The organism is Cryobacterium shii, from assembly GCF_004402595.1.
Lineage (GTDB): Bacteria > Actinomycetota > Actinomycetes > Actinomycetales > Microbacteriaceae > Cryobacterium > Cryobacterium shii.
Genome location: NZ_SOFY01000065.1, coordinates 1 through 13,255, shown reverse-complemented (window position 1 = coordinate 13,255; position 13,255 = coordinate 1). Strand labels below are relative to the sequence as shown.

The following is a 13,255-nucleotide window of genomic DNA, read 5'->3' as shown; positions in this document are numbered from 1 at the left end:
GCGGCTGCGCCCGCCGCGGCTGCGCCCGCCGCGGCTGCGCCCGCCGCGGTACCCCCGCCGAGCCCGTGGTACCCCGCCGAGCCCGCGCCCAGTGCACGATCGGGCGGATTCGTGCAAGTTGCGCCCGGGATCCCCGCAGGGGGGAATAGGTGCGGGCGTGGTTGTCTTGTCTCTGAGAGCGGTTCCGTGTTCCGCTGCTGGTACTGACGCCCGTGATGCGGTGCCTCGACCGAACGTCAACCAGCACGCCTCAGCTCCATCGGGGCTGCCCCATCGAGACCGAGAACAACACTTCGTGACTACCGCCGCCATCACCGTCATCACCGCCGCCGACCTGAGGTCGGCCGCGAAGCATCCCGGCGACGCCCTCTCCCGCGGCCAGCGCCTCGTCTACATCATCGTGCTCGGCGCGCTCACCGCGCTCGGCCCGTTCACCATCGACCTGTACCTGCCGGCCTTCCCGACCCTGGAGGGCGAGTTCGGCGTCTCGGCGGCGGCCATCCAGCTGACCCTGACCGGCACCATGATCGGTTTCGGCTTCGGCCAGCTCGTCGTCGGCCCGTGGAGCGACAAGGTCGGGCGCCGGCTGCCGCTGATGCTGGCAACCGGCTTCCACATCCTCGCGAGCGTGGGCGCCGCCCTCTCGCAGGACATCGTCTGGCTCGCGGTCTTCCGTCTGCTGCAGGGCTTCGGCGCAGCCGCGGGTGCCGTCGTCGCGCTGGCCATGGTGCGCGACCTGTTCGGCGGCAAGCCGCTGGTGAAAATGCTCTCCCGTCTGGCCCTGATCAGCGGCCTGGCCCCGGTTCTCGCCCCCGTCATCGGCTCGCAGCTGCTGCTCGTGATGAGCTGGCGCGGCATCTTCTGGGTGCTCGCCGCCTACGGCACCGTCGTGATCCTGGCCGTCGCGTTCTGGATCGTCGAGACGCTCCCGGATGCCGAGCGCCACGTCAAGGGGCACAGCTCGCTCGCGCAGCGCTACCGTGCGGTGCTCAGCGACCGGATCTTCGTGGGCGTCGCGATCATCGGGGCAATGACCTTCACCGGCCTGTTCTCGTACCTGTCGGCGTCGTCGTTCCTGTTCCAGCAGGTCTACGCGTTCAGCCCGCAACAGTACGGCCTGCTCTTCGCCGTCAACTCGCTCGGCATCGTGACGGGGGTGCAGCTCAGCTCGCGCCTGATGCACCGCTTCAACATCGGTCCGCAGTGGATCATCTCGGTGTCCACGGTGGTGCTCGCGATCACGGCCACCGCGATCGTGCTGCTCGACCTCGCCGGCGCGGGACTCTGGGGCACCCTGGTGCCGCTTTGGTTCTTCATCGCCGCCTGCGGTTTCACCTTTCCCAGCGTGCAGGTGATCGCGCTCAACGCGCACGCGCACGAGGCCGGCACCGCCGCCTCCCTGCTCGGAGCAGCGAACTTCGGCATCGCCGGCCTGATCTCCCCGATCGTCGGCGTGCTCGGCGTCGGCACCGCCGTGCCGATGGGCGCCGTGATGGGCGTCACGGCCCTCGTGTCGATCCTCTCCCTCTGGTTCGTCGTGCGTCCCCGCACGGTGCCCGCGCTGGGGCACTAGGCCAGGCTCCGCGGCGGCCGAAGGCGCCTCCGCTGTGTGCCTCCCGTGCCACCGGTGTCTCCCGTGCCACCCGTGTCTCCCGTGCCACCGGTATCTCCCGTGCCACCGGCATCTCCCGTGCCACCGGGTGCCACCGGCGCCTCCGCTGTGGCCAACTCAGGAGAAACGCGGCCGGCGGCATGGTGCGGGCGACGGATGCCGCGTGATTGCGGCATCCGTCGGCCGCGGGCTGGCAGATCTCCTGAGTTAGCCACATTCGGTCCGGGCAATCGGGTCGGCGGGGTCCGAACTCCGGGCGCGCACGACGGTCGCCGCACCGATCGCCCCGCACCGATCTCGCCGCACCGATCTCGCCGCACCGATCTCGCCGCACCGATCGCCCCGCACCGATCTAGCATGGACACATGATGAGCGAGCGACCCCCCGAAACCGCGGCCACGCCCGCCACCCGCCGCATCGCGCGCCGCTGGCCACTGATCAGCGGGGTCGTCGCGTTGCTGCTCGCCGTGAGCCTGGGCGCGCTGATCGTGGTGCGCGACAACGGCCGTCCGCTCAGGATCGACACCGAGTGGATGGACGAGATCATCGAGCACCGGGCGCCAGTCTGGGAGTACCTCTCGCTCGCGATGAACTTCCTCGGGGCGGGCATCGCCGGCGTGATCGTGATCCCGCTGCTGATTCTGGCGTTCCTGCTGGTGCGGAGACGCCCCTGGGCGGCCGGATATTTCATGGCCGCCACGATCGCGAGTTCAGGCCTGGTGCAGGTGCTCAAGACCCTGTTCGGCCGGTCCCGACCACAAGACATGCTGGTCACGTCTGATTTCGGGTCGTTTCCGTCCGGTCACGTAGCCAACGCGGCGACCATGGCGGTGTGCCTGGGCATCCTCTTCCCCCGAGTCTGGGTCTGGCTGGCCGGTGCGCTGTACACGCTGGTGATGATGGTCAGCCGCACCTACCTGGGCGCACACTGGCTGACGGACACGATCGGCGCGCTGCTGCTCGGCACGGCCGTCGCCGTGCTGCTGTGGGCCCCGGTCGCCGCGAAACTCGAGGGCGAGCGCGAACTGGCGGCGCAGCATCCGTCGCCGCCCTTGCGAATTCGACGGAAAAACAGCGCTTAGAACTCGGATTCGGGCCCAAATCGCCCGATTCGGGCAGGATCTCCGTCGAATTGGTTAGGGGCGGAAAGAGGGGCAGACAGCGACGGATGCCCCGGGTGCCGTCCGAGCAGGAGAATCCTCCTTGTCGGGGCGGGCGGCGTCGGCGACGCGTTCGCGGCGCGAGTCCCGGCATCCGCGGGAGCGGTCCACCGCCAGAGTGCCCGTTCCGGTCGAGAGTGACCGGCGCACCGGGCACTCTCGACCGGAACGGGCACAGTGGCGCGGGCAGTTGCGCGGCGTGGTGAGGGGGCAGCGGCGCACAGGAAGTGCTGACCAGTAGCCTGTACCCGGGGGTGTTAGGCCTCTGTCGGCCTGCGCCGGCTCAGTACTGCCGATGAAAGAGACCCCACCATGACGCCCGTCGCCGCACTCTCCTCCTACTTCCGCAAGTACGCGGACTTCACCGGGCGGGCCTCGCGCAGCGAGTACTGGTGGGTGGGCCTCTGGATGGTCGTGTTCTACCTGCCGATGCTGCTGGTGCTGGCCTTCAACATGCCGCCCACCGAATACGACGCGGCCGGACCACTCCTCGTGCCGGTCGGCTTTCTCATCATGATCGTGTACCTGGCCACCATCGTTCCGAACGTCTCGCTGCTCGCGCGTCGCCTGCATGACGCGAACTTTGCCGGCTGGTTCGCCTTCCTCTGCCTGATCCCGTCCCTCGGCGGCCTCGCCATCCTCGTCTTCAGCGTGCTGCCGAGCAACCCGCTCGGAGCCCGGTTCGACAAGGGTGCCGCGCCGCTGATGGCCGAGCCCACCTGGTCGAGCGCGCAGCGCCTGGGCTGACGGGTCCACCGCGAGAGTGCCCGTTCCGGTCGAGAGTGACCGGCGCACCGGGCACTCTCGACCGGAACGGGCTCCTCGGGCGGGACCTGCCTCCGGGGATTGCCGCCCGCGCCGCGCCGGATGCGAGATGATGCTCTGACTGAACGCGCAACATCCGTCGGAACGAAAGCGGTGCGGGAATGATCAATGGTGATGTCTCCTTCTGGTGGAACCAGGTCGGTCGGCCGGCCCCGCGCGACCCGCTGCCCGGGCCCATCGTGGCCGACGTGTGCATCGTGGGTGCCGGGTACACCGGGCTGTGGACGGCGTATTACCTGAAGAAGGCCGCCCCGGCGCTGCGGATCGTGATCGTGGAGCAGCGCTTCGCCGGCTACGGCGCCTCGGGCCGGAACGGCGGCTGGCTGACCAACGCGGTCACCGGCGGGCGCGAGCAGTACGTCGCGTCGCACGGCCGGGACGCGGCGGCCCGGTTCCAGACCGGCATGAACGAGACCGTCGACGAGGTGATCCGGGTCGCCGCGGCCGAGGGCATCGACGCCGACATCGTCAAGGGCGGCGAGTTCACGGTCGCCTACGACCAGCCCCAGCAGCGGCGGCTCGAGGCGTCCGCCCGGGCCGAGCAGCAGTGGGCCATGACGGATGTCCAACTCCTCTCCCCGGCGGCGGCGCGCGCCCGCATCGACGTGGCCGGCGCCACCGGGGCGATGTGGCACCCGCACTGTGCGCGCATCCACCCGGCCAAACTCGCGGCCGGGCTCGCCCGGGTGGTCGAGGCGCTGGGCGTGGAACTCTACGAGAACACCCGGGTCAGCGAGATCACGCCGCACCGGGCGACGACCGACCGGGGCGCGGTGGAGGCGGAGTTCGTCGTGCGCGCGACGGAGGGGTTCACGGCGGGGCTGAAGGGGCTGCACCGGGCGTGGCTGCCGATGAACTCGTCGCTGATCGCGACCGCGCCGCTCAGCCCGTCCGTCTGGGACAGCATCGGCTGGGCCGGCCGGGAGACCCTGGGCGACATGGCGCACGCGTACATGTACGCGCAACGCACGGCCGACGACCGGATCGCGATCGGCGGCCGGGGCGTGCCGTACCGCTTCGGGTCGCAGACGGACTCGGACGGCCAGACCCGGGCGAGCACGGTGGCGGCGCTGCGGGACATCCTGACCCGGTTCTTCCCGGCGACGGCGGGCGTCGCGATCGATCACGCCTGGTCGGGGGTGCTCGGCGTGCCGCGCGACTGGGCGGCGACCGTGGGTCTCGACCCGGCGACCGGGCTGGCCTGGGCCGGCGGCTACGTGGGCACCGGCGTGGCCACGACGAACCTGGCCGGGCGCACCCTGACCGACCTGATCCTCGGCAACGAGACCGGGCTGACCCGGCTGCCCTGGGTGAACCACCGGGTGCGCAACTGGGAGCCTGAGCCGTTGCGCTGGCTCGCCGTGCACGCGCTCTACCGGGCGTACTCGTTCGCCGACCACGCGGAGCGCACCCGGCGGCAGACCACCTCGCCGGTCGCGAGTATCGCCGACGTGGTCTCGGGCCGCGGGCACTAGCCGTACTGNGACGTGGTCTCGGGCCGCGGGCACTAGCCGTACTGCGCCCCTGCCTCTGAACCAATTCGACGGAGATTTTGCCCGAAACGGCCGTTCTGGGGCCCGATAACGTGTTTTAACGCAAAATCTCCGTCGAATTCGCACGAAGGCCCCCGGTCGCACGGCGGTGCGGCCCGGTCGCGGGGAGGGTGCTCGCGGGGCGACGGATGCTGCCGCAACGGCCGGCCGCCGGGTCGCGCCGGACCCGGGCATCCGTCAGCCGCGCCCCTGAACCAATTCGACGGAGATTTTGCCCGAAACGGCCGTTCTGGGGCCCGATAACGTGTTTTAACGCAAAATCTCCGTCGAATTCGCAGGAGGGCGAGGTTCCGGGGGCCGGGCCCGGTGTGGTCTACTCGACGCATGAGCGTTGAACCGGAGGTTGTGCACGAAGCGGTTCGGCTGGCGGATGCGGCCGCGGGCGCCGCCGGGGTGAGCGTGCGGAGCGCCGAACCCGGCGACCTGGCCGCCGTGATCGGACTGTTCGAACGCACCTGGGGAGTCGGCCGCAGCCCCGACCGGTCGATGCTCCTGGCGCTCGACTTCGCCGGCAACACCGTGCTGATCGCCACCGCGGCCGGCAAACCGGTCGGCGCGACCCTCGGCTTCCTCGGCTGGATCGACGGCATCCACCTGCACTCGCACATGTCCGCCGTGGTGCCGTGGCAGCGCAGCAGCGGCGTCGGCTACGCCCTCAAACTCTTCCAGCGCTCGCTCTGCCTGCAGCACGGCATCACCGACATGCGCTGGACGTTCGACCCCCTCATCCGCCGCAACGCCCACTTCAACCTGATCAAACTCGGCGCGGAGGTGGTGCGCTTCCTGCCCGACTTCTACGGCCGCCTTGACGACGTCATCACCGGCAGCGACCGTAGTGACCGCTTCGAAATGCGCTGGCGCATGGACTCCCCGCGGGCACTCCGGGCGCTCGCCGGAACCCCGCAACCGCAGTGGGCGGTGAGCGAGCGGCTGCCGCTCGACGTCGATTTCGAGCGGTTGCGCGCCGACGACCCGGCCGCGGCCGCCCGGCTGCGCGATCAGTCCCGGCGGCTCTTCGACGCGGCGCTCTCGCGCGGACTCCGGCCCGAGCTGAACGCGAACAACGACTACCTCTTCACGACGGATGCCGCCGACCGCCTTCCCGACGCCTGAACCGGCTTCCGAGGCCCCAGCAGGCGCTGAACCCGTCGGACGCGCGCCGCATCAGGGGGACTAGTATTTCGCCATGACAGCGATGAACCCGCCCGGCGGCGTTTCCGCCGCCCGCGAAGCGGCCCAGGCGGCGCTCGCCGCGGCGCGCCAGGCCCAGGCCGATGCGGAGGCCGCCCTGCAGCGGGTGCAGGATGCCGAGGCCGCTGCCGTTCCCGCTCCGTCCGCCCCCGATTCGCCGGCCGAGGCCCCCGCCGCGCCGCCGCCTGCCGTGCCGACCAAGCCCCCCGATTCGCCGGCCGAGGCCCCCGCCGCGCCGCTTCCGGCCACTGCCGGCCCGCTCACCGCCGCGCAGGTCGAGACCATCCGCGCCGGCTACGCCTTCGCCGGGCCGGCACTGGAAATGGGGGCCCTCGTCAACGGCGACGCGCGCCCCGACGTGCCCATTCGCATCCCGTTGGCCATGACCAATAGGCACGGCCTCGTCGCCGGCGCCACCGGCACCGGAAAGACCAAGACCCTCCAGGTGCTGGCGGAGCAGCTCTCCGCCCACGGGGTCGCCGTGTTCGCCGCCGACATCAAGGGCGACCTGTCCGGCATCGCCACGGCGGGCACCCCGAACGAGAGGCTGCTCGCGCGAACGAAGGACATCGGCCAGGACTGGTCCGGCGAGGCGTCGCCCACCGAGTACTTCTCGCTCGGCGGGGTCGGCCGGGGCATCCCGGTGCGCGCCACGGTGGCGGGCTTCGGCCCGCTGCTGCTGAGCAAGGTGCTCGGTCTGAACGACACCCAGGAGTCCAGCCTAGGGCTCGTCTTCCATTACGCCGACCGGGCCGGCCTGCCCCTGCTCGACCTGACCGACCTGCGGGCGGTGCTCGGCTTCCTGATCAGCGATGCCGGCAAGGGCGAACTGACCGGCCTCGGCGGGTTGTCCCCGGCCACCGTGGGCGTCATCCTGCGCGAACTGATCACCTTTGCCGACCAGGGTGCCGACGTGTTCTTCGGCGAACCCGAGATCGACACCCGCGAGTTCCTCCGCACGACGGCGGACGGGCGGGGCATGATCAGCCTGCTCGAGGTGCCCGGCGTCGCCGACAAGCCCGCCCTGTTCTCCACCTTCCTGATGTGGCTGCTGGCCGACCTGTTCAACGACCTGCCCGAGGTGGGCGACCTGGACAAGCCCAAGCTCGTCTTCTTCTTCGACGAGGCGCATCTGCTGTTCAAGGACGCCTCGAAGGATTTCCTCGCCTCGATCACCCAGACCGTGCGGCTGATCCGTTCCAAGGGCGTCGGCATCTTCTTCGTCACCCAGACCCCCAAGGACGTGCCCGGGGAGGTGCTCGCGCAGCTCGGATCCCGGGTGCAGCACCAGCTGCGGGCCTTCACCCCGGATGACGCCAAGGCGTTGCGGGCGACCGTGTCGACCTACCCGAACTCCGGCTACGACCTCGAAGAGGTGCTGACCGGGCTGGGCACGGGCGAGGCGATCGTCACGGTGATGAACGAAAAGGGGGCGCCCAGCCCCGTCGCCTGGACCCGCCTGCGCGCGCCGCGGGGATCGATGGCGCCCACCGCGCCGGAGCAGATCGACGCCGCCGTGGCCGCTTCGCCCCTGTTGGCCGTCTACGGCGCCGCGATCGACCGCGACTCCGCCCGGGAGATGCTGGCCGTGAAGTTGGAAGCGGCGAACCGGGCCGCCGCTGCCGAGCAGGAAGCGCTCGCGCAGGCCAAAACGGCGGCGGCCGCCGAGAAGGCGCAGGACCTCCTCGACGCGAAGGCGGAGAAGGCGCAGAAGAAAGCGCAGGCCGAGTACGACCGGCTGATGCGGCAGACGAAGGGAACGACCCGCACCCGCACGAGTTCCCGCCCGCAGCAGAGCGTGCTCGAGCAGGTGCTCGGATCATCCGTCACCAAATCGATCCTGACCGGCGTCGTGGGCGGCATCTTCGGCACTCGCCGCCGGCGCTGACCGCAGTGAGCGCGGCTGACCGCCGCTGACCGCCGCTGACCGCCGTGAGCGCGGCGCCGGCGCTACTCCGCCCGGGTCGGCCGCCGCTCGAACCAGTACAACAGTTCGGGGCGCACCCGGTTGAGGTCCTGCAGGGTCATCGGCTCCGGCACCCGCACGACGGGGGCCGCCAGCTGGTCGACGACGGTTTCCATGGCGCCCGGCGAATAGAACTGGCCGCGCATGCGCAGCAGCAGGCGGCCGTCCGTGCCCGTGACGAAGAGCTGCGGATGCGTGTCGAGCGCCCCGCTCTGGTACAGATCCAGCAGCACGACGCTGCCGATCTCGTCCGTGTCGAAGTTGGTGACGCGGCCCAGGAAGCCTCGTTCCGAGATCCCCTCGCCGTCCACACGGATGACCGTGCGCGAGTAACCGAGGTACGCCAGCGCACAGAGACCGACGAGAACACCCTGGGCGGCGGCGATCGGCTGCCAGGTGCCGGTGGGAATGGTGAGCCAGAAAAGCACCGCGGAGACGGGTGCGACCAGGGCCAGCACGGAGAGCCCGGACTGGAGCAGAACCCGGCCGTAGGGTCGCAGAGCGTGTGTACGCATCCGCAATCCCCCGCTGAATCTCACCCTTGGTTCCCCCTCGCCGGTGTACTCAGATTATCGCTGTTTTGCGGATTCCGCGGCAGCCACCGCTTTGGGGGGCGGCCGTGAATCGGAAGTGGAGGAAGACGGCGCGCCGACACCCGGAAAGACGGCCCGTCGAACGCCCCAAGACGGCCCGCACCCGCCCCGCGGCGCGGCGCGGGAACCGTAGAGTAGGCAGGTGCAATCAAAGTCGGCGCGGACGAGCCGCGCGAGAACGCCGCGGGGCCGGTTGCACCCTGCCCAGGTGGTCACCGCGGGTTTCGCCGTGGCGATCCTGATCGGCACGGGCCTGCTGATGCTGCCGATCGCCTCGCCCGGGCCCGGCGGGGTGTCGTTCCTGGTGGCGGTCTTCACGGCGACCTCGGCGATCTGCGTGACGGGGCTCGTCACCGTCGACACGGCCACGGCCTGGTCAACCTTCGGTCAGGTCGTCATCCTGCTTCTGATCCAGATCGGCGGGTTCGGCATCATGACGTTCGCGTCCGTCATCGGGCTGGCCGTCGTGCGCAAGATGTCCCTGCGCTCGCGCATCACCACGGCGTCGGAGGCTGGCAGCCTCGGCCTCGAAGACGTGCGGGGCCTCATCCTCGGCGTCGTGCGCATCTCCCTGATCGTGGAACTCATCGTCGCGGTGCTCCTCAGCCTGCGATTCCTGATCGGCTACGGCGAGCCCCTCGGCCGAGCGGTCTGGCTCGGGGTGTTCCACTCGGTGTCTTCGTTCAACAACGCCGGCTTCGGCCTGTTCAGCGACAGTCTCATCTCGTATGCCACCGACCCGTTCATCTGCCTTCCCGTTGCCGCCGCCATTATCATCGGCGGCCTCGGGTTCCCCGTGATCATGCAGTTGCGCAAGCACCTTCGGGCGCCGCTGCAGTGGACCATGAACACCCGGATCGTGCTGGTGGGCACGATCGCTCTCCTCGTGCTCGGCACCGTCTACATCACCGCGGTGGAGTGGTCGAACCCGGCCACGCTCGGCCCGCTGGACTGGCCGAGCAAACTCCTGGTGGGGTTCTTCCAGGCGGTGCAGACCCGCACGGCAGGCTTCAACAGCATCGACGTCGGGTCGATGGACTCCGCGAGCCTGCTGGGGATGGATGTGATGATGCTGATCGGTGGCGGCCCGGCCGGAACCGCGGGCGGCATCAAGATCACCACCTTCGCGGTGCTCTTCTTCATCATGCTGACCGAGATCCGCGGCGAGGTGGCGGTGAACGTGTTCGGCAAGCGCCTCTCGAGGGCCGTGCACCGCCAGGCGATCACGATCGTGCTCCTGGCCGTCGCCGTGATCACGGTATCCACCGTGGCCCTGATGCTGCTCACCGATTTCAGTCTCGACCAGCTCCTGTTCGAGGTGATCTCCGCCTTCGGCACCGTGGGCATGTCGACCGGCATCACCGCCAGCATGCCCGTCGCGGGTCAGGTCATCCTGATGCTGCTCATGTTCATCGGCCGGCTTGGGCCGATCGCGTTCGCGTCGGCTCTGGCCCTGCGAGAGCGCCGCACCACGTACGAATTACCGAAGGAGAGGCCCATCATTGGCTAAGTTTTCCCTGTTCGGGCACAACCAGCCCGCCCGCCTGGCGGAGGCCGACTCCGTCGTCGTGATCGGCCTGGGCCGGTTCGGCAGCTCGCTGGCGCTGGAGCTGATGGCCAGCGGCACCGAGGTGCTCGGCATCGACGGAGACGAGGAGATCGTGCAGGCGCACAACCGCCTGCTCACCCACGTCGTCCGCGCTGATTCCACCAAGGAGGAAACCCTCCGGCAGCTCTCGGTGCCCGAGTTCAGCAGTGCCGTCGTCGCCATCGGCGGCGACATCCAGGCGAACATCCTGACCGCGTCCCTGCTGCTGAAGCTCGGCATCCCCAACATCTGGGCGAAGGCTGTCAGCGACCCGCACGGTGAGATCCTGCGCCAGATCGGAGTCTCCCACGTGATCTACCCCGAAAAGGACATGGGCAAGCGGGTCGCCCACCTCGTGCGCGGGGTGATGCAGGACTACATCGAGATCGACGAGAACTTCGCCCTGGTGAAGACGAGCCCGCCGAAGGAGATCATCGGCGTGCCGCTGGGGCAGTCGAGCGTGCGCACCATCCACGGCGTCACCGTCACCGCGTTCCACCGCCCGGGCGACGGCTGGAGCTACACGACCCTCGACACGCGGCTCGAAGCCGACGACGTCATCCTGATCGCCGGCGATGTGCGCAAGGTGGAGGCCTTCTCCCGGCTGACCTGAGGCCCACGGATGCCGCCGGCCGGCGACCCCGTCGGCGACCAGTTCGGCTGCCGCTCGGTCCGCCGCTCCGTCCGCCGCTCGGGCCCCGCTCGCCATCCGCTCGCCATCCGCCTGGCGGTGCCATGATGGCCCCATGAACTCCCCGGCACGGCCACCGTCCCCCTTCGCCGTCGAGACCCGCGGCCTCGTGAAGCGCTTCGGCGGCACGGTCGCGCTGGCCGGCGTCGACCTGGCCATCCCGGCGGGCAGCATCTTCGGCGTGATCGGCCCGAATGGCGCGGGCAAGACCACCACGATGCGGCTGCTGCTGGACATCATCCGTCCCACCTCGGGCCACCTCCGGGTGCTGGGAGAAGACCCTCGCGCCGGCGGGCCGAGGCTCCGCAGCCGGATCGGTTTCCTGCCCGGTGAGGTCTCCCTGCCGGGCCAGCTGACCGCCCGGCGGGTGCTGACGGACTTCGCGCGGATCAGCGGCCCGGTCGAGCCCGGGCGGGTCGACGAGCTGGCCGAGCGGCTCGGGCTCGACCTGGACCGGCGCGTGCGGCAGCTGTCCAAGGGCAACCGGCAGAAACTCAGCCTGGCGCAGGCGTTCCTGCACCGGCCGCGACTGCTCGTGCTCGACGAACCCACCAGCGGACTCGACCCGCTCGTGCAGCAGGAGTTCCAGGCCATGGCCCGGGAGGCCGCCGCGAACGGCCAGACGGTCTTCCTCAGTTCGCACGTGCTCAGCGAGGTGCAGGACACGGCCGACTCCGTCGCCATCCTGCGCCGGGGCCAGGTGGTGAAGACGGCCACCGTCACCGAGCTCCGCGAATCCGCCGTGCGCCACCTGCGAGTCGTCACCGAGGGCCTGACCGTGGCCGAGGCGCTCGAACGACTCTCACGGATGCCCGGGGTCGGCGGCGTCACCGCCCGCACCGTCGATCGTCCGGCCGGGTCGCTCCGGGTCGCCCCGGGTCGCCCCGTCCTTCACCGGAGCGTCCGGCACTCCCGCGGTCGTCGAATGCCGCGGCACGCTCGCCGGTCCCGTGCAGCCGTTCGTCGCCGCCGTCGCCGGGCTGTCCCTGCTCGACCTGAGCCTGGAGGAACCCAACCTGGAGGAAGCCGTGCTGGCGCTCTACTCCGAGGCGCCGGGGTCTGAGCCGCCGAGGTCTGAGCACCCGGCCTCTGAGCCGCCGAGGTCTGAGCACCCGGCCTCTGAGCCGCCGAGGTCCGAGCACCCGGCCTCCGAGCCCGGGGGGTGACTCCCGTGGCTAGCCGGATGCCCCTCTTCACGAAGGCGGCCCGGGACTCCTGGGCCGGCCTGCTCGGCTGGGTCCTGGCCATCGTGGTGTCCACGCTGGTGTACCTGCCGCTGTATCGCACCTTCGGTTCCTCCGCCATCCTCGACGACCTCATCAAGAGCATGCCGCAGGCGATGATCAGGGCGCTCAACTACGACCTGATCGCCACCGGCGCCGGCTACGTGCAGGCCACGATCTTTGGCCTGATCGGCTTCATCTTCCTGACGATCGCCGCGGTGAGCTGGGGCGCGCAGGCGGTCGGCGGCGACGAGGAGTCCGGTCGGCTCGAACTCACCCTCGCCCACGCGGTCACCCGCACCCAGATCGTGCTCGAGCGCGCGCTGGCCCTGGTCCTGCAGGTCCTCGTCCTCGCGGGAGTCACCCTGGTCATGGTGCTGCTGCTGAACGGCCCGGCGAATCTGAACGTCGATCCGGTCAAGGCGGTGGGGACATCCGTCGTCTTCGCGGCACTCACGCTTCTGTCGGGTGCCGTCGCGCTCGCCGTGGGGGCGTGGACCGGTCGCCGCCTGCCCGCCCTCGTCGCGGGCTCGGGGATCGCGGTGCTCGGCTATGCCCTGAACGGGATCGGCAACCAGAACCCCGACCTGGAATGGCTGCACCGGTACTCGCCCTACAACTGGGCGTTCGGCGACCAGCCGCTGCTCGATGGGGTCGACTGGGGCGCGGTGGCCCTGCTTTCCGGCCTCAGCCTGCTGCTCGTGGCGCTCGCCGTGGTCGGCCTGAACCGGCGGGACATCTCCGCCTGATCCCGGGTCGCGCTCGCAGGGTGCCGCCGTGCCCGTGCCGCCGTGCCGTGCCGCGCCGCCGTGCCGTGCCGCCGTGCCGTGCCGCCGTGCCGTGCCGCCGTGCC

The 13,255-nt window shown here is 70.4% G+C and carries 11 protein-coding genes; 10 read left to right on the top strand and 1 reads right to left on the bottom strand.

The window, feature by feature from the left end:
- Positions 1-295 precede the first annotated feature (295 nt).
- From E3O49_RS12265 to E3O49_RS12240, 6 genes are all read left to right on the top strand, one after another.
- Complete coding sequence (locus tag E3O49_RS12265; protein ID WP_241976037.1) at positions 296-1,573, top strand: multidrug effflux MFS transporter; 1,278 nt, start codon at positions 296-298, stop codon at positions 1,571-1,573.
- A gap of 404 nt (positions 1,574-1,977) precedes the next feature.
- Positions 1,978-2,694, top strand: coding sequence for a phosphatase PAP2 family protein (locus E3O49_RS12260; RefSeq protein ID WP_241985437.1), 717 nt, complete (start codon positions 1,978-1,980; stop codon positions 2,692-2,694).
- A gap of 390 nt (positions 2,695-3,084) precedes the next feature.
- Positions 3,085-3,519, top strand: a complete 435-nt coding sequence (locus E3O49_RS12255) for a DUF805 domain-containing protein (RefSeq protein WP_134364820.1) — start codon at positions 3,085-3,087, stop codon at positions 3,517-3,519.
- A gap of 179 nt (positions 3,520-3,698) precedes the next feature.
- Positions 3,699-5,072, top strand: a complete 1,374-nt coding sequence (locus tag E3O49_RS12250) for an NAD(P)/FAD-dependent oxidoreductase (RefSeq protein ID WP_134451706.1) — start codon at positions 3,699-3,701, stop codon at positions 5,070-5,072.
- A 402-nt stretch (positions 5,073-5,474) separates the two neighbouring features.
- Complete coding sequence (locus E3O49_RS12245) at positions 5,475-6,263, top strand: GNAT family N-acetyltransferase (protein WP_134451704.1); 789 nt, start codon at positions 5,475-5,477, stop codon at positions 6,261-6,263.
- Between the two features lie 82 nt (positions 6,264-6,345).
- Positions 6,346-8,229 carry a helicase HerA-like domain-containing protein gene (locus E3O49_RS12240; protein ID WP_134402984.1) on the top strand — a complete coding sequence of 628 codons (1,884 nt, stop codon included), beginning with the start codon at positions 6,346-6,348 and terminating at the stop codon, positions 8,227-8,229.
- A gap of 62 nt (positions 8,230-8,291) precedes the next feature.
- Here E3O49_RS12240 and E3O49_RS12235 read toward each other — a convergent pair whose 3' ends face one another.
- The gene (locus E3O49_RS12235; protein ID WP_134451702.1) at positions 8,292-8,822 is read right to left on the bottom strand and encodes a hypothetical protein; all 531 of its coding nucleotides are present in this window, start codon (positions 8,820-8,822) and stop codon (positions 8,292-8,294) included.
- 220 nt (positions 8,823-9,042) lie between these two features.
- On the opposite strand from E3O49_RS12235, the gene E3O49_RS12230 reads away from it, so the two are divergent.
- The 4 genes from E3O49_RS12230 to E3O49_RS12215 all read left to right on the top strand — a co-directional run bounded on the left by E3O49_RS12230 (position 9,043) and on the right by E3O49_RS12215 (position 13,151).
- Positions 9,043-10,410, top strand: a complete 1,368-nt coding sequence (locus E3O49_RS12230; RefSeq protein ID WP_134402981.1) for a TrkH family potassium uptake protein — start codon at positions 9,043-9,045, stop codon at positions 10,408-10,410.
- A complete protein-coding gene (locus E3O49_RS12225; RefSeq protein WP_174235709.1) occupies positions 10,403-11,101 on the top strand; it encodes a potassium channel family protein in 699 nt (232 codons plus the stop codon). Before E3O49_RS12230 ends, E3O49_RS12225 begins: the two co-directional genes overlap by 8 nt.
- A gap of 133 nt (positions 11,102-11,234) precedes the next feature.
- A complete protein-coding gene (locus tag E3O49_RS12220; protein ID WP_174235708.1) occupies positions 11,235-12,242 on the top strand; it encodes an ABC transporter ATP-binding protein in 1,008 nt (335 codons plus the stop codon).
- 120 nt (positions 12,243-12,362) lie between these two features.
- On the top strand, positions 12,363-13,151 hold the full coding sequence (locus E3O49_RS12215; RefSeq protein ID WP_241976035.1) for an ABC transporter permease subunit: 789 nt from the start codon (positions 12,363-12,365) through the stop codon (positions 13,149-13,151).
- Positions 13,152-13,255: the final 104 nt, after the last annotated feature.

Coding starts and splice junctions, on each gene's coding strand:
- E3O49_RS12260 (WP_241985437.1), top strand. CDS start 1,978: ATGATGAGCGAGCGACCCCCCGAAACCGCGGCCACGCCCGCCACCCGC.
- E3O49_RS12255 (WP_134364820.1), top strand. CDS start 3,085: ATGACGCCCGTCGCCGCACTCTCCTCCTACTTCCGCAAGTACGCGGAC.
- E3O49_RS12250 (WP_134451706.1), top strand. CDS start 3,699: ATGATCAATGGTGATGTCTCCTTCTGGTGGAACCAGGTCGGTCGGCCG.
- E3O49_RS12245 (WP_134451704.1), top strand. CDS start 5,475: ATGAGCGTTGAACCGGAGGTTGTGCACGAAGCGGTTCGGCTGGCGGAT.
- E3O49_RS12240 (WP_134402984.1), top strand. CDS start 6,346: ATGAACCCGCCCGGCGGCGTTTCCGCCGCCCGCGAAGCGGCCCAGGCG.
- E3O49_RS12235 (WP_134451702.1), bottom strand. CDS start 8,822: ATGCGTACACACGCTCTGCGACCCTACGGCCGGGTTCTGCTCCAGTCC.
- E3O49_RS12220 (WP_174235708.1), top strand. CDS start 11,235: ATGAACTCCCCGGCACGGCCACCGTCCCCCTTCGCCGTCGAGACCCGC.
- E3O49_RS12215 (WP_241976035.1), top strand. CDS start 12,363: ATGCCCCTCTTCACGAAGGCGGCCCGGGACTCCTGGGCCGGCCTGCTC.